Annotated in this window: 18 protein-coding genes; 7 read left to right on the top strand and 11 right to left on the bottom strand. The window is 35.1% G+C overall.

Going from position 1 to position 25,097, the window contains the following annotated elements; genetic code table 11:
* Nucleotides 1–61: 61 nt before the first annotated feature.
* The 4 genes from BW936_RS03445 to BW936_RS03430 all read right to left on the bottom strand — a co-directional run bounded on the left by BW936_RS03445 (nt 62) and on the right by BW936_RS03430 (nt 4,128).
* Nucleotides 62–871, bottom strand: a complete 810-nt coding sequence (locus BW936_RS03445; protein WP_076546915.1) for a DUF6503 family protein — start codon at nt 869–871, stop codon at nt 62–64.
* Nucleotides 872–1,150: 279 nt separating this feature from the next.
* Nucleotides 1,151–1,303 carry a YqaE/Pmp3 family membrane protein gene (locus BW936_RS03440; RefSeq protein ID WP_068480795.1) on the bottom strand — a complete coding sequence of 51 codons (153 nt, stop codon included), beginning with the start codon at nt 1,301–1,303 and terminating at the stop codon, nt 1,151–1,153.
* A gap of 106 nt (nt 1,304–1,409) precedes the next feature.
* Nucleotides 1,410–1,826, bottom strand: a complete 417-nt coding sequence (locus tag BW936_RS03435; protein ID WP_076546914.1) for a response regulator — start codon at nt 1,824–1,826, stop codon at nt 1,410–1,412.
* A gap of 7 nt (nt 1,827–1,833) precedes the next feature.
* A complete protein-coding gene (locus BW936_RS03430; protein ID WP_076546913.1) occupies nt 1,834–4,128 on the bottom strand; it encodes a PAS domain-containing sensor histidine kinase in 2,295 nt (764 codons plus the stop codon).
* A 326-nt stretch (nt 4,129–4,454) separates the two neighbouring features.
* On the opposite strand from BW936_RS03430, the gene BW936_RS03425 reads away from it, so the two are divergent.
* The 3 genes from BW936_RS03425 to BW936_RS03415 are packed head-to-tail and all read left to right on the top strand — an operon-like array spanning nt 4,455 to nt 10,414.
* Nucleotides 4,455–7,304, top strand: a complete 2,850-nt coding sequence (locus tag BW936_RS03425; RefSeq protein WP_244156159.1) for a TonB-dependent receptor — start codon at nt 4,455–4,457, stop codon at nt 7,302–7,304.
* Nucleotides 7,305–7,328: 24 nt separating this feature from the next.
* Nucleotides 7,329–8,627 carry a DUF4249 domain-containing protein gene (locus BW936_RS03420; RefSeq protein WP_076546912.1) on the top strand — a complete coding sequence of 433 codons (1,299 nt, stop codon included), beginning with the start codon at nt 7,329–7,331 and terminating at the stop codon, nt 8,625–8,627.
* A gap of 8 nt (nt 8,628–8,635) precedes the next feature.
* Entirely contained in the window at nt 8,636–10,414 is a 1,779-nt protein-coding gene (locus BW936_RS03415) for a hypothetical protein (RefSeq protein ID WP_076546911.1), read from the top strand.
* Nucleotides 10,415–10,420: 6 nt separating this feature from the next.
* On the opposite strand, the gene BW936_RS03410 is transcribed toward BW936_RS03415, so the two are convergent.
* The gene (locus tag BW936_RS03410) at nt 10,421–11,545 is read right to left on the bottom strand and encodes a glycerate kinase (RefSeq protein ID WP_076546910.1); all 1,125 of its coding nucleotides are present in this window, start codon (nt 11,543–11,545) and stop codon (nt 10,421–10,423) included.
* A gap of 60 nt (nt 11,546–11,605) precedes the next feature.
* Between BW936_RS03410 and BW936_RS03405 the strand changes: the two genes are divergently transcribed.
* Nucleotides 11,606–11,974 carry a substrate-binding domain-containing protein gene (locus BW936_RS03405; protein WP_076546909.1) on the top strand — a complete coding sequence of 123 codons (369 nt, stop codon included), beginning with the start codon at nt 11,606–11,608 and terminating at the stop codon, nt 11,972–11,974.
* Nucleotides 11,975–12,026: 52 nt separating this feature from the next.
* On the opposite strand, the gene BW936_RS03400 is transcribed toward BW936_RS03405, so the two are convergent.
* From BW936_RS03400 to BW936_RS03390, 3 genes are all read right to left on the bottom strand, one after another.
* The gene (locus tag BW936_RS03400) at nt 12,027–13,568 is read right to left on the bottom strand and encodes an acyl-CoA carboxylase subunit beta (RefSeq protein ID WP_076546908.1); all 1,542 of its coding nucleotides are present in this window, start codon (nt 13,566–13,568) and stop codon (nt 12,027–12,029) included.
* A 28-nt stretch (nt 13,569–13,596) separates the two neighbouring features.
* Nucleotides 13,597–15,069 (bottom strand): acetyl-CoA carboxylase biotin carboxylase subunit, encoded by a 1,473-nt coding sequence (gene accC, locus BW936_RS03395; RefSeq protein ID WP_076546907.1) that lies wholly within the window; start codon nt 15,067–15,069, stop codon nt 13,597–13,599.
* A gap of 92 nt (nt 15,070–15,161) precedes the next feature.
* Nucleotides 15,162–15,641 (bottom strand): biotin/lipoyl-containing protein, encoded by a 480-nt coding sequence (locus BW936_RS03390; RefSeq protein WP_076546906.1) that lies wholly within the window; start codon nt 15,639–15,641, stop codon nt 15,162–15,164.
* A 604-nt stretch (nt 15,642–16,245) separates the two neighbouring features.
* Here BW936_RS03390 and BW936_RS03385 point away from each other — a divergent pair.
* Together BW936_RS03385 and BW936_RS03380 are read left to right on the top strand one after the other, a co-directional pair.
* The gene (locus tag BW936_RS03385; protein ID WP_076546905.1) at nt 16,246–17,205 is read left to right on the top strand and encodes a bifunctional Delta(1)-pyrroline-2-carboxylate/Delta(1)-piperideine-2-carboxylate reductase; all 960 of its coding nucleotides are present in this window, start codon (nt 16,246–16,248) and stop codon (nt 17,203–17,205) included.
* Nucleotides 17,198–18,268, top strand: a complete 1,071-nt coding sequence (locus BW936_RS03380; protein ID WP_076546904.1) for a proline racemase family protein — start codon at nt 17,198–17,200, stop codon at nt 18,266–18,268. Before BW936_RS03385 ends, BW936_RS03380 begins: the two co-directional genes overlap by 8 nt.
* A 4-nt stretch (nt 18,269–18,272) precedes the next feature.
* Here BW936_RS03380 and BW936_RS03375 read toward each other — a convergent pair whose 3' ends face one another.
* Genes BW936_RS03375 through BW936_RS03365 form a run of 3 tightly spaced genes read right to left on the bottom strand, consistent with a single transcriptional unit; the run spans nt 18,273 to nt 23,611 of the window.
* A complete protein-coding gene (locus BW936_RS03375) occupies nt 18,273–20,531 on the bottom strand; it encodes a S9 family peptidase (protein WP_076547944.1) in 2,259 nt (752 codons plus the stop codon).
* A 17-nt stretch (nt 20,532–20,548) separates the two neighbouring features.
* On the bottom strand, nt 20,549–21,937 hold the full coding sequence (locus tag BW936_RS03370; protein ID WP_076546903.1) for an aminopeptidase P family protein: 1,389 nt from the start codon (nt 21,935–21,937) through the stop codon (nt 20,549–20,551).
* A complete protein-coding gene (locus tag BW936_RS03365; RefSeq protein ID WP_076546902.1) occupies nt 21,938–23,611 on the bottom strand; it encodes a M1 family metallopeptidase in 1,674 nt (557 codons plus the stop codon). It lies immediately after the preceding gene.
* A gap of 479 nt (nt 23,612–24,090) precedes the next feature.
* Between BW936_RS03365 and BW936_RS03360 the strand changes: the two genes are divergently transcribed.
* The gene (locus BW936_RS03360; RefSeq protein ID WP_084181962.1) at nt 24,091–25,062 is read left to right on the top strand and encodes an Abi family protein; all 972 of its coding nucleotides are present in this window, start codon (nt 24,091–24,093) and stop codon (nt 25,060–25,062) included.
* The last annotated feature ends 35 nt before the right edge of the window (nt 25,063–25,097 follow it).

The raw sequence follows: 25,097 nt of genomic DNA, 5'->3' as shown, positions 1-25,097 counted from the left end.
GACTAATTGGCTGCAAAGCCATTAAATCTCAGTTATTTCTAAAATAATGTAGTAGTCCGCATTATTGAATTGATACAGTGCCTTTAAGATTACGTACCTTCTCTGTTTCAATTCTTGACAATTCCTTTAATTCGTTTTTTTGAAACATAGCAGGCAAGTCTTTTAATGCTGTACCTACAGGTGCTTTCCAATTAATGTAATCTTGAAAACGTATGCCATCAATTGTTCGTGGGTTATAGGCACTTCTAAAGCGAACACCACCATCATTTACACTATAGCTATATGCCAGGTAATTTACGTAATGTGATTTTTTGTTTATCCAGTACATAAAAACATCATCATGATCTGTACCACCCCCTTCTTTACCAAAAGTAATACGTACTACATCATACTCTTCACCTTTTATAACGGTTTCACCAATACGCTCTTTTTGAACTGCGGTATCGTTTAACTTATGCGGCAAAGTGGCAAAATAAATAACAGAGTTCAAAGCATTACTGTGTATTGCAATATCCTTTTTGGAAAGTTCAACCAGTTCTTCATTTACCTTTCTATGAAATGTTCCGTTTTTTAAATTGTCCTCAATTCTGTTTCCTAGACTATCTTTAAAATTTACACGATAAGCATAACCATTGCCATTATTGAACATGTATATTTTGTCTCTAAATACAAATTCATAATTAGCTGTACCATAAGCATTTCCTCCGTGTGCTTTAATAGCATTCTGAACAATAGTTTCAGCACTTTCTACAGGCACTTCTAAGCTAGATTGTTCTTCTTCATTTTTGGCTTTATCGTTCTTACCAAGGTCTTTACAACCAATGATGGTTATAAAAAAAAAGCCAAATACTATCTTAAAATAATGATTCATATCTAGAGGATATCAGTTAATGTTAAATGATAAAACGTTGTTACCTATAAGGTTTTTATAAACAACTAGTCGATAAAATAAGTAACTACTAACGAACCAAAGTTATTATTAAAACAAATGGTTTATTGGATGCCTTATCATAATAATTGTTAATACTTCTTTTAAATTGAATAAGGATAGACAGAAAAGAAAAACCGAATAATTATCAGAGTGTGATAACCATTCGGTTATGAAAATTTTTACCAAATTATAATAGACAGATAAAATGTATGTATACGCTTATTGGTTTACAATAAAAGCATGAATAACCCCAGGCAACCATGCCAGTAAAGTCAATAAAATACTGATTAAAAGTGTTGTACCTACCCCATGTTTCATAAACACGGCTAAAGGAGGTAATAAGATATTCAAAATTATAGTTAGTAACGACATGTTTTAATTTTTAGGTTCTATCAAAAATACTGTGATTAAGCAACTTAGCTTAACTCAATTAATTTTAATGATAACCTAAAAAGTTGCAATAGTTAAATTGCCGTAATCAGTCTTTTCTTTCTTTTAACAACTCTGTCATAATTTCTTTCAATTTGCCTAAGCCAATTGGCTTTACAATGTAATCTGAAATGGCGCTGATATTATTTGCCCTTGTTATATCAACGGGATCAAGCGAAGAAGAAACCATATAAATAGTGATTTTCTTACCTACACGAGGTTTAATTTTAATGTATTCTTCCATAAACTGAAAGCCGTCCATCACGGGCATATCAATATCAAGAAAAATTACATCTGGAAATACAGAGTCTTCATCTAGATTATCTAACATAAAATCGATAGCTTCTTCACCATCAGAAAAAGTCATGATCTCCATAGGTAATTGAGTAGATTCCAAGGTTTTTACCATGGTATACCTATAAATAGAATCATCATCAACAATACAGGTTTTTAAAACATCATTCATAGCAAGCTTAATTAAAATTAATTATAAATGTAGTCCCAACATTTACCTCACTGACAGCAGATATAGAGCCTCCCATCGCTTCAATTTGAGTTTTTGTCAGAAACAAACCAACACCCTTTGCTTCTGGGTGTCTGTGAAAAATTTTATTGAGTCCAAAAAGCTTGTGCCCGTGCTTTTTCAGATCAATACCAAGACCGTTATCCTGAAATTTCAAATTAATCTTTCCATCTATAATTTCGGAAGTTATATTTATTTCGGGGGATCTATTTTCTGATCTATATTTAATTGCGTTTCCAACCAAATTTAGAAAAATACTTTCAAGGTAAATTTTATTATAAGTAAGATTTGAGACCTGAGAAAAATCACTTGTTATCACAATATTACTTTTTAAAATCTCTCCACTTAATATTTGGGTGGTGTTTTCCAGCAGAACATTTAAATCGCAATCATCAAGATTCTCGTTGGCATTACCCACCTTTGTTTTTAAAGCTTCAATAAGGGTATTTAAGGTAGAAGTTAAGTGATGGATAACGTTGCTGAATTTATCAAAGATATCTGCGCGTTCTTCTTCATCTTCAGAATAGCCATAGATTTCCAATAACGAATTAAGGTTGGCTACAGGCGCCCTAAGGTTGTGTGACGTAATATGAGTGAAATCTGCCAATTGTTGATTTCGTGATGATAATTTTTTAGTGAAGATTTCTAATTCCTCTTTTGCTTCGATCAACTTATCTTCGGCTTTTTTAGATTCGGTTATATCTTGGCAAGCTCCAATAACTTCTGTTATTTCCCCTTTGGCATTTGTTATTACTTCACCGATCAGCTTTATCGTTTTTACGGTTCCATCCTCTAATACAATACGATGAACAAGACCTTTCTTTTTATTACTAGCTATAAAATTCTTTATATGTTCAACAACAAAATCTTTATCATCTGGATGAACAAAATCTAAATAAGTATCATATTTCAATTCAACATTCTCCTCGTCAAAACCAAAAATTTCATATAAATTTGAAGACCAAACAACGGTGTCCAAAACCATGTTCCATTGCCAATTACCCATCATGGTAATCTTTTCGGCATGATTTAAAAGCTCGTTCTTTCTTCGCAACTTATCCTTAACATCCTTTATTTTAGAAATATCCGTAGCTACTGCGATAAATCCTTCATTTTGACTTTGTTCATTATTAACAGCTGTTATCGTTGATAATACAGGAAAAGTTGTCCCATTTTTTCTTTTAAATGTCCATTGTCGGGTATCGTTAATGTTTTCATTTCTATAGTTAAAATCTTTGTCGGTAACATCATCATTGAACTCGGCAATCATGTCTTTCCTAAATTGCATTAATTCCTCTTCAAGCATATAAATTTCTGGTTTTTGCTTACCTATCATTTCTGCGGCAGAGTATCCTAGTAATTGTTCTGCACCACTATTATAACGATTAATGATTCCATCCTTATCTGTAGTAATTACAGCAATAGATTTAGAGTTAAAAATGGCTTCTAGTTCTGAATGTGCTTTATTAAGTCGTTGTTCGGTACTTCTTATACTACTTATGTCTTGCATAATTCCGTAAAATCTTGTCGGCGTACCTTTAACATATTCTACTTTACCAATAAATTTTGCCCAAACACTTTTACCCTTTGCATTAATCAACTCTAAATCTAGATTTATAGAACTACCTTGACTAATTGCATTTTGTATGGCAACAGTTGCAGCATCTCTACTTTCTCCTTCTTTAAAAAATTCTAAGCTTGATTCTATAGTGGGTTCAAAATCTTGTGAAACTTCATGAATATCATAAATCATTTTACTCCATATAATCTTGTTGGTTGAAAGGTTTAATTCCCAAGTTCCTATACGTGCAATTTTGCTGGTATCATTTAAAATAGTTTCAAAACGTTTTTTCTCGAGTTCCTTTTCTTTTTGCTCGGTAATGTCACCGGTATGCATCAACAGACCGCCTATTTCCCCATCCATATTATACCAAGGACGAACATCCCAATAAATCCACTGCATGGTACCGTCTTTTCTGTAGAAAGGGGCTTCATCGCAGATATCTATTGCCCCGTTCAAACATTCTTGATTTTTAATTTTCCAATCCTCACCTATTTCCGGAAAAATATCATAATGAGATCTACCTACAATTTTCTCGCCTTCTAATTTAAAATCTTTAACCCAACGCTGAGAAGCCGCTAAATACACCATATTAACATCTAACATGGCTATAGCCGTTGGGGTTTGTTCAATAAAAATTTGATGATGCTTTTCAAGCAGCTCCGTATTATTGTATTGGCCCAAAGTCTTAATTTTAACAAGTATTTACGCTAAAAATAACAATAAATTACTGATATATAACGAAATACAAATAAGATTGGCAAAAAAGTATTTTTAAATATCGGTTGTCATGCCTCCTTCAAAAAACCAATAAAAAGTCTTCAACGAAAAATATTTCCGGTTTACAATAACTATGAGAACAATGAATACAAGTAGTAATTCAACATGGCCACATTCGTAATTTATACCCAAGGCATTTTCAATCATTTATAGCGTTGGTATTAAAACCTAAAAAGCACATTCCGTGATACTGTTCTTTTTCTTATCTTGTAGGTATTCAACCAACTACCATGACCAAACAACAAAAGGGTAGCTGTTTTTTTCAAACAGCTATTAAAAAGATGTTGTCTTCTACAACTAATAGACATTTTAAAATCTTTCTATCATCCCTAACCTTATTCTCAATTACTATTACGGGGTATTCACAAGAATTACCGTCTATTTCTGGTCAATACTCAGCAACAGCATTAAAAGAGGTCATTGTTGATATTGAAAAACAAACAAATTTTAAATTCTACTTTTTAGACCAATGGGTTCATGGAATTAGCATAACAAAAACCTACGAAAACGAGGATATTAATACCGCCCTACAAACCGTTCTTGAAAACACTTCATTAAACTTTCACTTTCTAGAATCTCAGAAACGCATCATTCTTTTAGAAAACACCATTGTTTATGACGAACTACCCAATGGTTTTTTTGGTTCTGAAGAAGTAATTGTAGCAAATAGTAATACGCAAACAAAAGCTACCGCACCACCGCCTACATTTTATTCTGCCAATACCCAAACCAAACGAAATTACGATGTTGCCAAGATTGGTAAAAGTGACCCTAACCATTTACAAGAAAGCTATAGGTTGACAGGAAGGGCAATCAATTCTAAAACAGGTGAGCCTATTCAAGATTTAGCCATTCGTGTTAAGACTTCCAATCAAATTACGGTAACCGATGCCAATGGTAATTACAACCTACAATTACCTGCAGGTTACAATGTATTAAGTATACGCGCCATGGGTATAGCCGCTACAGACCGTGAGATTATTATGTTCAATAATGGTAATTTAGATGTATTGATGGAAGAAGGGCTACAACAATTAGACGAAGTTGTTGTAGAGGCAGATGCCTTTAAAAATGTAGAAGATGCTATTACAGGTAGCGAACAAATAGATTCTGAGGAATCTAAAAATATTCCGTTGGTATTAGGGGAACGTGATATTCTTTCTGTAGCCAAGGCATTGCCCGGTATATCCTCTGCCGGTGAAGGTGCTATGGGCTTAAACGTTCGTGGGGGTAAAACAGACCAAAACTTAGTGCTGTTAGACGATGCGGTAATATACAACCCGCAGCACTTTTTTGGAATCTTTCAAGCATTGAATCCGTTTACGACCAAAGGTGTAGACATCTATAAAGGTGCTATACCCGTAGAGTTTGGAGGCAGGCTTTCATCTGTCTTTGATATCAGAACAAAAAACGGAAACGTAGAAAAATTCTCAGGTGAAGGTTCTATTGGTCCCGTTACCGGAAACTTGGCATTGGAAATTCCGCTAGAAAAAGAAAAATCTTCACTTGTTGTTGGTGGTAGAGGAGCCTATGCCGACTGGATTCTACGATCTTTAGATGACGAATCATTACGTAATAGCAACGCCTCTTTTTTTGATGGCATCGTTAAATATCACAATAAAATAAATGATAAAAATGAGGTAAAAGCAACCGCTTATTATAGTAGAGATGCTTTTAGTATTACGTCCGATTCTTTATACAATTATGACAACCGACTTTTTTCTGTACGTTGGGATCACAGAAAGAGTGTCAAAACAAATAGTGCATTAATTGTTGATAATAGTAATTACGGATTTGGAATTGATTTTGACGGTGATACAAACACCGATTTTAAACTTGACTACAGTATTAACGAAACCGAATTAAAATATAAGCTTCGTACATCTATAAACGATAAAAACACGTTAGACTACGGTGGTTCCGCGAAATATTATTCGGTTAATCCAGGAAGTATTGAACCTGACGGAAGCGAATCTAATGTCATTGAGCTTACTATTGATAACGAACAAGCCCTTGAAGCTGCACTTTTTATTGGGGATGAAATAACCTTTAATGAAAAACTTTCTGTCAATTTAGGCGTGAGATATGCGTTTTTTGCATCCTTAGGTGAAGCTACCCAAAGAACCTATGAAGAAGGCATGCCAAAGAACGAATCTACCGTTCAAGATACCATAGCCTATTCTAGTAATGAAAATATAAAAACCTATGGTGGACCAGAAGCAAGGATTTCCACTAGATATTTATTTACGCCAGATTTTTCGGTAAAGGCAAGTCTTAATAATTCATATCAATTTTTACATACCCTTTCAAACAATACCACGGTTTCCCCCATTGATACGTGGAAACTTTCTGATCTGAATATTGAAGCACAAAAGGGCTATCAAGCTTCTTTAGGTTTATATAAAAATTTTAAAGAAAACGAGTATGAATTAAGTATTGAAGGCTATTACAAGAAAATGGAAAATGTGCTCGATTTTAAAACCGGTGCCAACCTCTTCTTAAATGAAAATGTAGAAACACAAATATTACAGGGTGATGGTAAGGCATATGGGGTAGAGTTTCTATTAAAAAAGAAAAGCGGTGATTTAAACGGATGGCTGAGTTACACCTACTCTAGATCTTTATACCGTTTTGACAGTGAATTTAGCGAAGAGCGTATCAATAACGGAGAATTCTTTCCTTCCAATTTTGACAAGCCCCATGATGTAAGCGTTATTACCAACTATCGTTTTACAAAACGGTATAGTCTATCTACAAACTTTGTGTACCAAACCGGTAGACCTATTACCTACCCTGTAGGTACATTTAGATTCAATAACGCAGATTTTGTTGCTTTTAGTGATAGAAACGAATTTAGAATACCAGATTTCTACCGTTTAGATTTAGGTCTTAATATAGAAGGAAACCACAAGAAAAATAAGTTAGCACATAGTTTTGTTACCATATCGGTTTACAATGTATTAGGTAGAAACAATCCATATTCGGTGTTTTTCGTAACTGATGATGGTGAAGTTAAGGCACTGCAAAGTTCAATATTCTCAGTTCCTATTCCGTCCATTACTTATAATTTTAAATTTTAATAGTACTCGAAAAAATCATTAGTGATGAAAAAGTTTATTCTATTTATAATTTGCATTTCTACCTTCATCTCTTGTATTGAAAAGGTTGATCTTGGTATTCCGTCAAATGATGACGTATTAAAAATTCTAATTGTAGAAGCCACAATAACCGACGAAATTAAGAACCATAGGGTCACCATAAGTAGAATGGACACTTTGGTAGATTTAGGCATTGATTCTATCTACAATCCATACACACCAATACGAGATATTAATAGAGATTTAGTTCGTTATGAAGCTAACGCCCTAGTTTCTATAGAAAATAGCAATGGCTCCACTTATTCATTTAATGAAGCTAGTCCGGGTGTTTATGAATCGGATATTGAATTTGCCGCAGAAATGGGCAATACGTATCAATTAAATATTATTACAGCAGACGGTAAAACATATTCTTCTTCAGCTATGCAAATAGAAGGCTTAGCTAGCATTTCTAACATTTATGCAGAAAAAACAACAAGCGAATCTGGAGCGCAAGGTATTGGTATTTTCGTTGACAACGCCGTAACATCTGGCAATGTGCAAAACTTGCGCTATACCTATGATGAAACTTATAAGGTTATTGCGCCAAATTGGACTCCAGAAGCTTTTAAACTTACCAATTACGAACCGTGTGCACTACCTGTAGTTACTTATGACCTAGAAATTGTAGAACGAGAAGAAGAGCAACAAGTATGCTTCGGTAATAACTTATCGAACACTATAATTCAAGCACAACAAGGTAGCTTGAGCAATAACATTAAAAAGTTTATGGTACGCTTTATTGACCAAGAAAACTTTATCATAAGCCATAGATATAGTATTGAAGTAGAACAACTAGTATCAAGCGCAGCATCTTTTAGTTTCTACGACCAATTAAACAACTTCAGCCAGACCGGTAGCATTTTTTCTCAAGTACAACCTGGTTTTTTACAAGGTAATCTTTCTTCAGACGATGGTTCTCAAGGTAACGTAATCGGTTTTTTTGATGTGGTATCCGCTTCTAAAGAAAGGCTCTTTTTCAATTACGCCGATTTTTATCCGAATGAAGAATTACCCCCATATCCTTTTAATTGCAGAGAACTGACTGCGCCAGAATCTCATGTTTCATTTTGTTTTAGTGGACCTAGAGGACCTAACCCTTGTCCACAATCGGTGATACAGCAAGTAGACCTGAACTTAATAAGTTATGTAAAACCTAATGTCAATGACGTAGACTGTGGCGGACCCCATATTTTTGTTCCAAGAGTTTGTGGAGATTGTACAGTTTTAGGCAGTAATATTAAACCAGATTTTTGGGTAGATTAAATAGCATTATGAAGACAACACAAATACTTACCGCAATAATCATTTTAATCGTCAATCTTGGTCACACCCAATATGTGATCAAAGATGGTGCTGAACTTTTAAATTTAAAAAAAGTGCCCCAAGAGAAAGCATTTGTAGACCATAACGGACCATTGGTATTATCTGGGGAATATTTGTATTACTCAATTCACTGTTTCAATGCCCAAACCAATAACCCTAGTAAAATAAGTACAATTGGGTATGTAGCACTTGTAAACGAAGAGAGAGACTTCATTTTTGAACATAAAATAAAATTGAACAAAGGGCATGGTTATGGAGATTTCTTTGTGTCTACAGATATACCATCGGGTAGGTACAAGCTTTTAGGTTATACCCAATGGATGAAAAACGCAGGTCTATCTCAAGTTTTTAAAGATAATATTATAATCATCAACCCGTATTTGGTAGACCAATCTACCCTTCTAGAAAAGAAACCCGATGCGCCATCGTCAATTTCAACTGATGCTATTTCGGTTTCAGACTCATCAACAATTACAATTAGAACTAACCGATCTAAATATTTACCTCGAGATAAAGTAGACCTGAGCATCAAAAATTATAAAGGAGCTTTAGGTCATGGTTTCTATAGTATTAAAGTGAAAAGAAAAGAAGAGATCGCTATTCCATCTTCCCTCAATTCAGTAACCTATGGTAATGCATATTTCAATGCAGATAAAGAAATTAAACAGACCATTGGTGATAGCATCTTTTTACCAGAACAGCGTGGAGAACTAGTATACGGAACAGTGAAAAATAGTGAGACGGGGTTACCCGCTGAAAACCTTCCTGTAGTTATTTCTATACCTGGCAAAGAATCTTTACTAAAATTCTCTAAAACCGACCAAAATGGAAAATTCTATTCTTACATACGCAAAGACCGTAAAAACCCTATGATGGTTATACAGGTTGAAGATAAAAGCAAAACCTATACCATTGAAAAAGGAACACCTAGTCCTATTGACCTAGCCAATCTATCATTCACAAATTTCAGATTATCAAAGGAGCAAGCGGAATATATAAAGAACAGAAGCATATTAAACCAAATAGAAAATCAGTTCTTTAGCGCTAAACCAGATTCTACCTTACAGAGTAACCCTATTGATATATTTAATGGTGGCATACCAGAAGTTATTTTACTTGATGAATACACACGTTTTCCAACCCTTGAAGAAACTTTGGTTGAAGTGGTACAATTTGCTGGATTTAGAAAAGCGAACACAAGTGAAGCTTACATAAGAATTGGACAGGATTTTAAATCCTATGACGAGGAATATAACGACTTCCCTGCCATTGTTTTAATAGACGGTATATACATTCCACATCATGAGCAAATAAGAGCATTTGATGCCCGTAAAATTGAAAAAATCAGTATAACAAGAGACCAATTTCGTTTAGGTCAAAAAGAATATCAAGGTATTATTTCTATTGAAACTACCAATACAGATTTTCTTGACACCTATACTGCTAAAAATAGCCTAGTAGTGCCGTTTACTCAAGCGGTAGCTAAAAAGAACTATTTTGTACAAACCTATAAAACTGAGTACACTTCGTTTAACAGAATACCAGATTACAGAAGAATGTTATATTGGAATCCACTTTTAAATATTGCCGATAGTGATTATCAGTTTGAATTTTTCACTTCAGATATAGAGGGAACTTACGAGGTAATTTTAAACGGGTTTACTACGTACGGTAAACCGCTACATGTTGTAAAAGAAATAGAAGTAGTCAACCCAAATATGAATTAAGTAATATTATTTAATCAAACTTGCAAAATTAAAGGCGGCATTTACAAGGTTGTCCTTACTCTGCTCCATAGCTTGCTTTAAGGTAGAAATACCTCTAACAATCGATGCTACGTAGGCCAAACCAAAATCTTGTTGCTGTGCCACGGTTATACTTACCGATCCACAGAGTGCAGCAACAGGTATGCTTTTTGATTTTGCAGACGATACTACACCAGCTATGGTTTTTCCAGATAAGGTTTGCTCGTCTAACTGACCTTCGCCAGTAATGATCCAATCCGCACCCTCAATGGCATTATCAAAATCGGCTAATTCTTTTACCAGATTATTGCCTGAAATCAGCTCCCCTTTTAGAAAAACAAGAGCACCACCTCCTACTCCACCTGCTGCACCGGCGCCACTTACTATTTGTAAATCGATTTCATAGCGATTCTTAATAATTTCAGCAAAATTGTACAAACCCTGATTTAAAAATATAATCTCATTTTCAGAAGCACCTTTTTGTGCACCGTAAATATAAGCGGCACCTTGTAATCCATAAAAAGGGTTGGTAACATCACATGCCACTTTAACGGTCATCTTGTCCAGTTGGGGATGTTTATTGGAATCATCAATTGTTTTGACCTTAGAGAGGTTTTTACCGACCGGTGACAACACTTGTCCTGCCTCATCTAAAAACCGATATCCCAAGGCATTTGCAATGCCCATACCACCATCATTGGTTGCACTACCACCAATACCTAAAATTATTTCTGTTGCTCCTTTTTCAAGCGCATCATAAATCAATTCGCCTGTGCCAAATGTTGTCGTTTCCATACAGTTGAACTCATCAACATTCAGTAATTTTAATCCGGATGCTTCTGCCATTTCAATGTAGGCAATCTTTCTTTCGTCAGAATATAAATAAGAAGCATTTATAGCTCTAAATAGGGGGTCATTTACCGTAATGGAAACCGTTTCTCCTTTTATATAATGCTTGGCAATCTCCATAGTACCATCGCCACCATCAGCCAGTGGTTTCTTAACAATTTCTGCATCATTAAAAACCATTTTTATACCCTCTTCCACGGCATCGCAAAATTCGAATCCGGTTAGTGAGCCTTTAAATTTATCTGGTGCTATTACAAGTTTCATGGCTATAAGATTAGTTCAAAATATTTGGGAATGCAACACTAAAAGCAACTATTGCCACTAATGCTTAGTACAAAAGACATATCTATAAATAATGGCAGACGACTAATCATCATCTTACTATGCATAAAAAAACGCCCAGATATTATTTTCGCCATTACCGACAATGCAGCCATTGGCGCCATAAAAGCATTACACAAGTTCAAGGTTAAAATACCTGAGGAAATAGCAGTAGTTGGCTTTAGCAACTCCATTAACTCCACCATCGTGAGCCCTGCATTAACAACAGTAGACCAACCTGGTGATAAAATTGGTCGTACAGCAGTACGATTTTTAATTGAAGAAATAGAAAACCCTACGAATGATGTAATCACAAAAACCGTTGAAATCAAAACTAATCTTATCGTGAGAGACTCTTCATTAATGGTATAAGGCTACAATACTTCTTAAAATAAGCAGATATCCACTTTAAAAAATTGAACAATTACAACGGAATATTGCCATGTTTTTTCTTGGGTAAAACCGCAACTTTATTCTCAAGCATTGTGTATGCTTTTATTAACTTTCGTCTTGTATCTTTTGGTAGAATTACCTCATCTACAAATCCTCTTTCAGCGGCACTATAAGGGTTTGCAAATAATTTTGCATACTCTGCTTCTTTTTCCGCCAATTTCGCTTCTGGATCATCCGCAGCACTTATTTCTTTTCTAAAAATGATTTCACTTGCACCTTTGGCTCCCATTACCGCAATTTCTGCACCTGGCCAAGCATAATTTAAATCGGCTCCAATATGCTTAGAATTCATCACATCATAAGCACCACCATAGGCTTTTCTGGTAATTACGGTTACTTTTGGCACCGTTGCTTCACTTAAGGCATACAGTAATTTAGCACCGTTGGTTATAATTCCGTTCCATTCTTGATCGGTACCTGGCAAAAATCCTGGAACATCTACCAAAACCAAAAGTGGAATATTGAAACAATCGCAAAAACGTGTAAAACGTGCTGCCTTTTTAGAGCTGTCAACGTCTAAAACACCCGCGAGACTAATGGGCTGATTGGCAACAATACCAATACTTTTACCTCCAAGTCTTGCAAAGCCAACTACGATATTATCGGCATACGCTTCATGTATTTCAAAGAAGGTATCTTCATCAATAATTCCGTTGATAACGTTACGCATATCATAAGGATGATTCGCATTCTCAGGAACAATATCTTCTAATGCTTCTCTAACCTCGTTACCAAGTTCAATTGAAATATCAGCTGGTTTATCTTCGCAGTTTTGAGGCATGTAGCTGATTATCTGCTTAATTTGATTGATACATTGAATATCATTAGCAGCCGTTAAATGTGTTACGCCAGATTTGGTAGCATGGGTCAACGCACCACCAAGCTCTTCTGAGGTTACTTCCTCATTGGTTACGGTCTTCACTACATTGGGTCCGGTAACAAACATATAACTAGAGTTCTCTACCATTAAGGTAAAATCGGTCATTGCTGGAGAGTACACCGCACCACCGGCACAAGGACCCATTATGGCAGAAATTTGAGGAATTACCCCAGATGCCATTACATTTTTATGGAAAATATCGGCATAGCCGCCCAACGAACGTACTCCCTCTTGGATTCTGGCACCACCGCTATCATTTAGACCTATCATTGGCACGCCTATTTTCATAGCCATATCCATAATTTTACAGATTTTTTCGGCATGGGTTTCAGATAACGCACCACCAAAAACCGTAAAATCTTGTGCAAAAACACAAACTTGTCTTCCGTTGATAGTTCCGTAACCTGTAACTACTCCGTCACCATAAAAGACTTGTTTTTCCATACCAAAATCTTTGGTACGATGGGTAACCAAAGCTCCCATTTCTTCAAATGAACCCTCATCCAATAAAAAATGAATACGTTCATAAGCAGTTAACTTTCCTTTGGCGTGCTGTTTGTCTATACGTTCTTGACCACCACCCAATTTTGCCAATGCTAGTTTCTCTGCTAAAATCTCTTTATTATCTTCCATTCTATTCGTTCAAATCCTTAATGCGATTTTATGTTCTACTTTTCTGCCAGTTCGAAGAAATTTTAGTTGGAATTTTTAACGTCTTATCGTTTTCTAAATACAGTTTCAAAGCCACCAAAGCTGCAATTCTTCTTTCCTCGGCATATTGCTTTTCTAGATGCTCTGGAGAATAGTAGTTTTTAACAAAATGAGTATCAAAATTTCCAGAAGTAAAAGCCTCGTGCTCACACACAAATTTACCAAAAGGCAGTGTTGTTGCCACCCCTTCCACTTTGTAATTATCAATCGCTTTGATCATTAACTGTATAGCCTCTTCCCTATTCTTTCCATAGGTAATCAACTTAGAAATCATAGGGTCGTAATAAATGGGAACCTCCATACCTTCCTCAAAACCATCATCTACACGAATACCTTCACCCACGGGAATTTTATAGGTTGACAGCGTACCAATACTCGGCATAAAATTAGCTAACGGATCTTCTGCATACACACGAACTTCAAGCGCATGACCTTTAATGTTCAAATCGCTTTGCGTAAAAGCCAACTTTTCGCCACGAGCTACTTTTATTTGTTGCTCTACCAAATCAATACCTGATATCAACTCAGTCACCGGATGCTCAACTTGCAGCCTGGTATTCATTTCTAAAAAGTAAAAATTCTTGTTTTCATCAAGCAAGAACTCCACCGTACCCGCACCTACATAATCACAGGCTTTTGCCACTTTAATAGCAGCTTCCCCCATTGCTGTTCTAATTTCTGGAGTCAATACTGCTGATGGAGCTTCTTCTACCACTTTTTGATGCCTTCTTTGCACACTACATTCCCGTTCAAACAAATGAACCGTATTGCCATGTGTATCGGCTAATACCTGAATTTCTATATGCCTTGGAGAGCCTACATACTTTTCTATAAATACGGAACCATCACCAAAAGCAGCTAGTGCTTCGCCAATAGCTCTTTCCATTTGTTCTGGAAGATCTTTTAAGTTTTCTACAACACGCATACCTTTACCGCCGCCGCCTGCAGATGCCTTTATTAGGATAGGAAATCCTATTTGTTTGGCTACTTTTTCAGCCAAGGCAACGTCAGTTATTGCCTCTTCAATACCTGGCACCATAGGAATGTCATAATCACGAACCGCTTCTTTTGCCGCTAGCTTATTTCCCATAACCTTAATGGCATGAGGCTTGGGTCCAATAAAAACAATACCGTTATCCTCGACCATTTGTGCGAACACGGCATTTTCACTTAAGAATCCGTATCCCGGGTGAATACCATCTGCACCTGTCACCTTAGCAGCATCGATAACTTTCTCCATGATCAGATAAGATTCTGATGATGGCGCTGGACCTAATAACACCGCTTCATCAGCGAATTTTACGTGTGGCGAATGGCGGTCGACTTCTGAATAAACGGCAACTGTTTTGATACCCATTTTCTGGGCAGTCTTCATTATTCTTAAAGCGATTTCACCGCGGTTGGCTATTAGTATTTTTTTCATTAAAACTTAATTTACTCGATAATCGAGATTTAAATACGTAACGATTTAGCATCTATTACTTAAGAGTTTCCTCATATGACAATCGTATATTTCTATTCCATTTCAATAATCAACTGCCCTTTTTCTACGGCATCATCTTTTTCCACTTTAATAGACTTCACTATTCCTTCACCCTGAGCTAGAATAACATTTTCCATTTTCATAGCTGATAAAACCAATAACGGTGTACCTTCTACAATCTCTTGACCTACCTCAACCATAACGTCAACAATAAGACCTGGCATTGGCGCTTTTACCTCATTCAATTTTTGGGTAGTTACCGCTAGTAATCCCATCTTTTTAATTTGCTGATCATATTCATCTTCCAATTTAACCTCATAAACGTTTCCATTTATAGAGAGTGTCACCTTTTTATTCGAAAAATCTGTTTGTAACATCTCTACCTTAAACGCACTATTTTGATCCAATACATGAAGGGTATTTGCATTTACTACAATGCTATCTAAAGAATCGGCATCACTGGTTTTACAATCCAATTCTTCTCCGTTTACGGTAATCAAGTAGTTCGACATATCTATTTTATAAAAACAACTTTTAAAGTGAATCAAATATATCGAAAAAGATTGGCGATATAATTATCAAATTAAAATGAGCCCTATATAACTAACTGATTATATGATGAATTATGAAGGTATCAATAGACAACTCATAAATCGTTAATGTACAAGACAAAATAGATGTATATGATAAAATAGCAATAAATATCAATATTGACTAAAACAAAAAATCCAACCTAAATAAGTAGATTGGATTTCAGTTAATATAGTGTCACTATAAGATAATAAGCAGCTAATAGCTTAACCGCTTATACTTTAATTTTATTTTTTTTACAAATTCACAGTATCATGAAGAATATGCTACTTCTAATTGTATTGTGTTTATTTCAAAGTTCAACCATTTAATAACAAACATGATAGAAATAAATTTAGGGGTAAATGATTTAAGTCTCCGTGTACTTGAATGAATATTGTGGTAAAGGGAGTTCCACTTAATTTTAAAAGAAATTATTCTATTAAGCAAATTAGAAATCAGGTTTTGTATTTTCATTTGTTGAATTAAGAACGGTGAAATATCAATATACCCTAACACAAATCAATTAAACCCTAAACTAAAAGAATGGATAAAATTATTCAAATAGACGATCATTTTATTGAAAAGAACACACACTTCCCTGAATTGATCAAACAATTAAAATACAATTTTTCAGATAGAAAAGTTATGGTCCCATTGCGCCATCATCATGATTTTCCTAATCCTACAACAAACAAAGATTCTACATTACTATTGATGCCCGCCTGGAACCCTGGTAATGATGCTGGAATAAAAATTGCTACGGTAAGTCCAGATAACGGGCGTTTTAATTTACCTTCAATCAATGGAACCTACATATACCTTAATGCTACTAAAGGGACTATAAAGGCAATTCTGGAAGCGAAAGCCCTAACGGTAAAAAGAACAGCTGCAGCTTCCGCTTTAGCTTCTTCTTACTTGTCAAGAGAGGATTCCAACTCACTGTTAATGATAGGCACTGGTGCATTATCCACTAACCTCATTAAGGCTCACGCTTCAGTCAGACCCATTGAAAACGTATTTGTATGGGGCAGAGATTACAAAAAAGCGCAAAATATATGTAATCAGTTATCAGATGAAGCATTTACTATTACCCCTATTAAATCCATTAAAGAAAAAATTTCTGAAGTTGCGATAATTTCTTCTGCTACATTATCAGAAAGTCCATTGGTGCTAGGAAAATATTTGTCAGCTGGACAGCATATTGATTTAGTTGGAGCATATAAAAAAGATATGAGGGAAGCAGATAACGATACTATTTTGAGAGCTTCAGTTTTTATTGACACTTATGAAGGTGGGTTAAAAGAAAGTGGTGATATCGTTATTCCATTAGAAAATGGAATTATACAAGAATCAGATATTAAAGCAGATTTATTTGAACTTTGCTCCAATACAAAGAATGGAAGGGTTAACTCTAAGGAAATAACTGTATTCAAATCTGTTGGCCACGCACTACAAGACCTAACGGCCGCAAGTTATTATTATAAAAAATACCTCAATGCCTAAAACAACCTTCCAAAACATAGTACGCAAAACACAATTTACACCACCAGAAAATTGGCTGCAAATAAAAACCATAGACATGCATACAGGAGGTGAACCGCTTCGGGTTATTGTCAATGGTTTCCCTGAATTAAAAGGAAACTCTGTTTTGGAATATCGTAGATATTGTAAAGAGCATTATGACGAGTTGCGTACCGCTTTAATGTTTGAGCCACGTGGCCATGCAGATATGTACGGTTGTATTTTATTACCCGCTAATGATAGTGAAGGCGATTTTGGAATTATTTTTTTACACAATGAAGGCTACTCTACCATGTGCGGTCATGCCATTATAGCCATATCAACATTAGCGGTAAAAATGAAATGGATCAATGTAAAGGAAGGTGATAATATCTTAAAAATTGATGCTCCATGTGGAAGAATTACTTCTTATACCAAAGTAGTAAATGGCAAAGTAATGCACGTTCGTTTTCACTGTGTTCCTAGTTTTGTAGTTTCTCTTGATACTAGTGTTGAAGTACCAGGTTTAGGAAATGTAACCTATGATTTAGCTTATGGAGGAGCCTTTTATGCATATGTGGATATAGCAAAAAATAATTTTGATTTTGATTTAAATCCAGAATCCTATAGGTCAATAATTAGCCAAGGAATGGAAATTAAGAAAGCTGTAATCCATACCCATAAAAATATTATACATCCTTTTGAAAAGGATTTAAGTTTTTTATATGGTACTATTTTTATAGATAATACAAAGCAAGTATCTGGGGCGGATAGTAGAAATGTATGCGTTTTTGCTGAAGGAGAGGTAGATCGTTCACCAACAGGTTCTGGAGTCTCTGGCAGGATGGCTATCCATAAAAAACGTAAGGAAATTGAAATAGGACAAACAATGAACATTGAAAGTATAACAAACTCTGTATTTAAGGCATCGGTAATTTCTGAAGTGGATTACGGAATATACAAAGCTGTTATCCCGCAAGTAGAAGGAACCGCTTATATTACAGGAATGCAAACTTTTATCATTGATCCGGACGACCCAATGAAAGACGGATTTATATTAAGATAATGCGTTAGTTATTATCAAATTTGTTATGTTTCAAAAAATAATTAGTAATTAAAGTGTATAAATGCAAGCTAGTACCCTGACCCTCATAAATACCATGAGAGCGATTAGGATAAGCCATCATTTCAAACTCCTTATTATTTCTAATAAGCTCATTTACCAATAGTTCCATATTCTGGTAATGCACATTATCATCACCGGTACCATGAATTAGCAGTAAATTCCCCTTTAAATTCTTAGCATAGGTGATCGGTGATCCTTCAATGAATTTATCCTTATCTTCATTTGGCAAACCCATATATCTTTCCTGATATATATTGTCATACAATAATTGGTTTGCCACACCGGCTACTGCAACCCCGGTTTTGTAAATTTCAGGATAACGAAAAAGCAAGTTTTGAGTCATAGAACCTCCCCCACTCCAGCCCCAAACATTTACACGGTCTTTATCTAAAAAATTATACGTTTTTAAAACTTTTTGCGCCGCTAATGCCTGATCTCTAGAATTGAGGACCCCAAGTTTCTGATATATGCTTTTTCGCCATTCGCTTCCTTTTAAACTTGGGGTACCACGGTTGTCTATATTAATTACCACAAAACCTTTTTGCGCCATATAGATTTCATATAAACCGATCCATTGATCAGTGGCTACAACTCCCCAAGGTTCCCCATAAACATGAAACAAAACAGGATATTTTTTAGATTCATTAAAATTTAAAGGTTTTGTCATTCTACCATCCATTACAATACCTTCCTTAGTGGTTACCTTAAAGAATGAAGTTTCTGGAATTGCCAGGCTTTTTAACCTGTTCTTTAGTTGTTTATTATCTACTAATTTCTGTATTGTTTTATGCTTTGGAAGGCTTACCAAACTCAGGGTATTAGGTGTATTTACATCAGTGAATTTGTGAATTGCATACTCACCGTTTAAAGAAACATCATAGCTATTTACACCACCAAATGCTGCTGGTGTGATCCTAGTTAATTTTCCTGCTCCATTTAAAGGAACACTATATAAATAACGTTGAGTTGCATTATTTGGAGAAGCTACGATATATAAATTTTCAGCATTGGTTTGATAATAAGCGGCCACATCATAATTTCCGGGAGTTACAAGCGTTTTTTTTCCGGTCTCCAAACTGATTTTATACATATGGCGCCAGCCATCATTTTCAGTCATTCTTAAAAAACTTTTCCCGTTATCTACAATTAACTGATCGTTATTTCCCCAATGGTTTGATGCTATATCCGGATATCTTAAATCTACCCAAGTATCTTCAGTTTCAGTATATATTTTACGAAGTTTATTCGAAGAAGGTCTATAAGTATAGACATTCAGTTCATTTTGCTTTCTGTTCATTTGTTGAATCAACAGTACATCTTTATTCACCCACTGCATAGCCGGCAGATAATGTTGAGCGGGATCACCGGGAACAGGAATCCAATTGATTTCTGAAGTTTTTGTATTGATTAATCCAAGTTTAGCTGAGGAAGGATTAAAACCTGCTTTAGGGTATTGTACAGATATAGGTTCCGCATACACAGAATCTGTATTATTAATCATATAGAAGGTACCAATTTCTGAAGCATCTAATTGCCAGAAGGCTATTTTTGAAGCGTCTGGACTCCAGGTAAAACCGTCTCGAACTCCAAATTCTTCCTCATATACCCAATCAAAAGTACCGTTAATAATAGCTCCGGTGCCATCCGTTGTTAATGGTGTAATTTCTCCAGTTTTAAAATTCTCCTTATAAATATTAAAATCCTTAACATAGGCTACAAATTGATTATTATCAGAGAATTTTGCAAACATTAAAGAAGAAGGTGAAAAATCTTTCCCTAATTTTTTTAGCTTATCCGTATCAAAATCATACACCCAAAAATCTCCTTTTGAATTTGTTCGCCAAACCCTACTGGAATTTGTAAAGATCATCACCTTACTTCCGTCTGGCGATAACGAAAAATCTTCAATTTTTAGATTTACTCCATTAGATGTGAGCTTTTCTGTAGACAGGTAAACATCACTTTTATAATCTTTACTCCTATATTTTATAAGCTGATCATTCCCATTTTCACTCTTTTCTATAGTCACAAAGGCATTTCCATCTTCTACCCAGAATAGTGGCGCCAGACGATCGCTTTTAAATTCTTTAGATACATAGATACGATCAAGATTTAACAAAGAATCGTTTTTCTGAGCAATACCTAAAAAGGTAAAAGCCAAGAAACTCAATAAAAAAGATATCGATTGTAATGTTGAAGACATCATCCTTTTAGTATTACTTATGAATTTTTCAGTTCTTCTAATTCTTCTATTGTTTTGGCCAAAGGCTCTCCTAACAACTGTTTTCCGGTAGTTGTGATGAGAAAATCTTCTTCAATACGCATTCCTCCAAAATCTTTGAACTGCTCTACCTTATCATAATTCACAAAATCGCTATATTTTCCTTGAGCTTTCCAGGCGTCTATTAGATACGGATTAAAATAAATTCCGGGTTCTACGGTAAGTACATTACCGGCTTCCAGTGCTTTTCCTAAGCGAAGAGATTTTAAGCCAAAATCGGTACTTTTTTTAATCTCATCCGTATAACCTACCAACTGCTCTCCAAAATTTTCCATATCGTGTACGTCCAGTCCCATAAAATGTCCTAATCCGCATTGAAAAAACAAGGTACTCGCACCTGCATTCACAGCCTCCTGAGTATCTCCTTTCATTAAACCCAGACCTTTTAAGCCTTCCACAATGCGGTTACATGCTAATATATGAGCATCTTTAAATTTATGTCCTGGTTTTAAAACGGAAGAAGACGACTCGTGAGCATCCAACACAATGGAATAAATTTCACGTTGTATAGCTGTAAACCTTTCGGCAACCGGAAAAGTACGTGTCATGTCACCAGCATAATTCATTGCTGTTTCCGCACCACAATCACATAAAACAATGTCCCCGTTTTCTACCACTGCCTGGGTTGCATGATTATGAAGATACTGTCCGTTTTTAGTAAAAATTATCGGGAAAGAAATATTTCCGCCACCTGCTATGGCTATTGCCTGTAATTCTCCCGCAATCTGCTTTTCAGAAACTCCATGTTTTGTACGCCTAATTGCATGGCGATGCATGTTAGCAGTAATGTTTACCGCTTTATGCAGTTCTATAATTTCTTCCTCTGATTTTATAGAACGTTGAGCAATCACTGCTTTGATAAACTCAATAGATTTGGTTGCTCCCACTTCAGCCACAGGAATTCCCGTAAGCTCACTAATTTCAATGGTTACTTTACTTCGGTAGGGCGGCAGGTAATGTAACCTTTGTCCTTTTTGTTTTGCTTTCCGTACTGTTTCTTTAAGCTTGGACATTGCTTTTACCTCCGCAATTCCACATTTTTCCGCATAGGTATTTAAAGGTTCAGAAGCTCCCACCCATACCATATCCTCAGGGGTTAAATCATCTCCAAAAAGAATCTCTCTGTCTTCATCTAAATCAATTACTATGTACAAGTTTGGAAGGTTAATTCCCATGTAATATAAGAAAGTACTATCCTGACGGAATGGATACCAATTATCTTTATAATTCATACCGGTTTCCTTATTCCCGGGAATTATGAGAATTCCTGATTTTACCGTATTCTTTAAAATTTCTCGTCGCTGCACATACGTTTCTCTTGCAAACATTTATTTTTCCATTTCTTTAACCAGTTCAACATCTACATAATATTTATGTTCTATCCTCCAAGGGGTGAGCAAATATTGATTTTCTTTCTGAATGCCCACACTTTGCCATTCTGAAGAAGGAACTATTTTAATTTTATCTTTATCGCCTTTTAATACCAAGGGTAAATTGAATCCATCTACACAGTTCACATATCTATAGAATATTCTACTCCTTGGAGCATCTATATATAATTGCAATTTTGGAATTTGAATTGTAGTCAAATATTGCTCATATACCTTTGAATAATTATAATTGGCTTGTTTTGAAATATAATCTAGAATTACCTTCCCAGCTATTGTTCCATTACGGTAATCCTTATTAATGCCTATAAGAATCTGTCTAAACAAGGCATCATCTGACATACTATGACGAATACTATGAAGCATGTTACCTCCTTTTGGATACATATCTCCACTTCCACGAGCATTTACACCATAAGAAGGAATGATAGGTGTATCATTCTTAATTCCACTTCTTATTCCGTAATTATAGTCGTTAGCCGCTTCCTCTCCATACCAATAGTCTATAAATAATGTTTCGCTATAATTGGTGAAGCTCTCATGAATATACAAATCTGCCAAGTCATTAACAGTGACATTGTTTCCAAACCATTCATGCCCTGCTTCATGCACAATTACAAAGTCCCAGGTTAGACCTATTCCCGTGTTTGAAAGATCTTTGCCTTTATATCCTCCGGAAAACCGATTACCATATGCTATATTAGACTGGTGTTCCATTCCCAAATGTTCGCTTTCAACTATTTTAAATCCATCTTCATAAAACGGATAGGGTCCAAACCAATATTCAAAGGCCTTAAGTGTATTATTAACTTCTGGCGGCATATATTCTTTGGCTTTTTTAAGGTTATAATCCAACACCCAATAATCTAGCTCTAGTTTTCCATTTAGACCTTTGTAGGTTTCTGAAAAATTTTCATAATGCCCTATGTATGGTATAATGGTATAATTACTTATTGGGTTCTCTACCCCCCATTTATAAGAAACGGTCCCGTCTTTATGTTGAGTGGTATCTAACAAATGACCATTCCCCACAGCCATAAGTTCTTTTGAAACCCGCATGGTTAGTGAGGCTCCGTTATCAGGCTCATCACTTTGATGATCCTTGTTGGGGTACCAGATAGAAGCACCTATTTCCTGACAGGTAACTGTCATCCATGGTCTTCCTTTTTCATCATTTACAAATGTCCATCCTCCATCCCAGGGAGGACGTACAGCTTCATGAGGTTTACCACTGAAATAAACCTGTACCTCATGCTTAGAATTTATTTTTTGTTTGGGGGTTTGAACATAAAAAACATTTCCTTCACGCTTAAAAGTTAAAGACTTTGTCTTATCGTAGACGATACTATCAATTTTTAATGGTTCTTGTAAATCGATCTGCATTACCTCTGGATGTTTTTCCTGAACCACTTTATATGTGATAATGTTACAACCTGACGTATATTTTTTTTCAAAATTGGGCGTTACAGAAATATCATATTTCAGCACGTCCCACCAGGCTCTTTCAGGAGTGATAGTACCTCGAAGTGTATCGGCATGCGTAAATTTCTTTTCTTGGGCATGAAGCTGAATTGAAATTGCAGCAAACAGTAGGCAACCTAAGAATCTTTTCATGCTAGAAAAATTTAAATTTACATTATACGCTATCTAAATTTGCATATTCTTTACGTAATAGTCAATTTTTTACCGAATTGTAGGTAAGATAGTACCATACTTGGTTAATTCAATGTAAATACGGAAGGAGGTCAATAGTTCACATTCTCTAGTTATGACCGGCACCTAAATCATGGGAGGTGGTCAGGTTGAGGTTATGAATGAGATTAAATAAATAAGATATGAGAAATGGTTCATTTGTTGAAGGCAAGACACTAGATAGATATAGTCGTTTGACGGAAAATCTATAATATCAACCAACGATAAAAGGATTAAAGTTGATTTATATTTAAAAAGTATAATCTTGTATATATAAACATGTTTATAAGGGTGCTCTATTCAATAACACACAACAATAGATATTACGTATTACTATTCTAATCTTCATAAGTAATAACGATATATATTTGCAGTAACATACTTACCCCGCTTCTCGTTAGATCAGCGCGCTCAGGGTAAGTTTTTTTTGTTTTAAATCTAATATCATCAAGAATAATTACAAAAAACCATCCCTTACTTATTCACAACAATTAGACAAACTTAAGGAACGAGGGTTAATTGTTGAAGATGACTCTAAAGCAATACACTTACTCCAAAATTTAAGTTATTATAGATTATCTGGATATTGGTACTCTTTACTTAACGAACCGAAAAAGAGTCATATTTTTAAAGATGGCTCATCGTTTAATCAAGCCTTTTCACTTTATTGCTTTGACAGAGAACTACGACTATTGATTCTTAATCAAATTGAAAAAATAGAGGTTTCAATAAGAGCAATTATCGCTTATGAATGTTCAAATGAACTAGGTGTTTTTTGGCTTTCCGAAAAAGATAATTTTAAAATATTTAAAGAATACACCTCTTGTATAAATGCAATTTTCAATGAAATTAATAGAAGTAAGGAATTATTCTTGCAAGAGTATAAAAATAATTACACAGAAGAACTTCCGCCAAGTTGGATTACCCTAGAAGTTTGTTCGTTTGGCAGTCTATCCCGCATATACAGCAATCTAAATTCAGGTCTAAACAAAAGAAAAATAGCCGACAAATTCGGCTTGAATGAAAAAGTTTTTGAAACTTGGATACATTCAATGGTCTACATTAGGAATGTTTGTGCACATCATAGTAGATTATGGAATAAAAGAATTAAAATAAAAGTAGAACTACCAAAGAAAACTACTGGTCCATGGATTAATAACTTTAATATAATTGATGACAGAGATGGTTCGTCAAGAAATATTAAAGACAGAACATATTTCTCCATTTGCATGATTAAATACCTACTTGACCAAATTAACCCCAACAACACTTTTAAGGAAAAATTAAGTGAATTGTACATAAAGTATCCAAATGTGGATTTAAGCGCACTAGGATACACAAAGAACTGGGTTTCGGAAGATTTGTGGAAGTAATAAATTAAGATACTACACAGATTCACATCTACTAT

This window comes from Maribacter ulvicola (assembly GCF_900155985.1).
Taxonomy (GTDB): domain Bacteria; phylum Bacteroidota; class Bacteroidia; order Flavobacteriales; family Flavobacteriaceae; genus Maribacter; species Maribacter ulvicola.
The sequence above is the reverse complement of the archived record's forward strand: the minus strand, read 5'-3'. Positions and strand labels throughout refer to the sequence as shown.

Bases quoted from the DNA above. Each gene is read 5' to 3' on its own strand.
- BW936_RS03415 (WP_076546911.1), top strand. From the start codon at position 8,636: ATGAAGACAACACAAATACTTACCGCAATAATCATTTTAATCGTCAAT.
- BW936_RS03390 (WP_076546906.1), bottom strand. From the start codon at position 15,641: ATGTCGAACTACTTGATTACCGTAAACGGAGAAGAATTGGATTGTAAA.
- BW936_RS03375 (WP_076547944.1), bottom strand. From the start codon at position 20,531: ATGTCTTCAACATTACAATCGATATCTTTTTTATTGAGTTTCTTGGCT.
- BW936_RS03370 (WP_076546903.1), bottom strand. From the start codon at position 21,937: ATGTTTGCAAGAGAAACGTATGTGCAGCGACGAGAAATTTTAAAGAAT.
- BW936_RS03425 (WP_244156159.1), top strand. From the start codon at position 4,455: ATGACCAAACAACAAAAGGGTAGCTGTTTTTTTCAAACAGCTATTAAA.
- BW936_RS03400 (WP_076546908.1), bottom strand. From the start codon at position 13,568: ATGGAAGATAATAAAGAGATTTTAGCAGAGAAACTAGCATTGGCAAAA.
- BW936_RS03445 (WP_076546915.1), bottom strand. From the start codon at position 871: ATGAATCATTATTTTAAGATAGTATTTGGCTTTTTTTTTATAACCATC.
- BW936_RS03380 (WP_076546904.1), top strand. From the start codon at position 17,198: ATGCCTAAAACAACCTTCCAAAACATAGTACGCAAAACACAATTTACA.
- BW936_RS03435 (WP_076546914.1), bottom strand. From the start codon at position 1,826: ATGAATGATGTTTTAAAAACCTGTATTGTTGATGATGATTCTATTTAT.
- BW936_RS03385 (WP_076546905.1), top strand. From the start codon at position 16,246: ATGGATAAAATTATTCAAATAGACGATCATTTTATTGAAAAGAACACA.
- BW936_RS03420 (WP_076546912.1), top strand. From the start codon at position 7,329: ATGAAAAAGTTTATTCTATTTATAATTTGCATTTCTACCTTCATCTCT.
- accC (WP_076546907.1), bottom strand. From the start codon at position 15,069: ATGAAAAAAATACTAATAGCCAACCGCGGTGAAATCGCTTTAAGAATA.
- BW936_RS03440 (WP_068480795.1), bottom strand. From the start codon at position 1,303: ATGTCGTTACTAACTATAATTTTGAATATCTTATTACCTCCTTTAGCC.
- BW936_RS03405 (WP_076546909.1), top strand. From the start codon at position 11,606: ATGCTTAGTACAAAAGACATATCTATAAATAATGGCAGACGACTAATC.
- BW936_RS03410 (WP_076546910.1), bottom strand. From the start codon at position 11,545: ATGAAACTTGTAATAGCACCAGATAAATTTAAAGGCTCACTAACCGGA.
- BW936_RS03365 (WP_076546902.1), bottom strand. From the start codon at position 23,611: ATGAAAAGATTCTTAGGTTGCCTACTGTTTGCTGCAATTTCAATTCAG.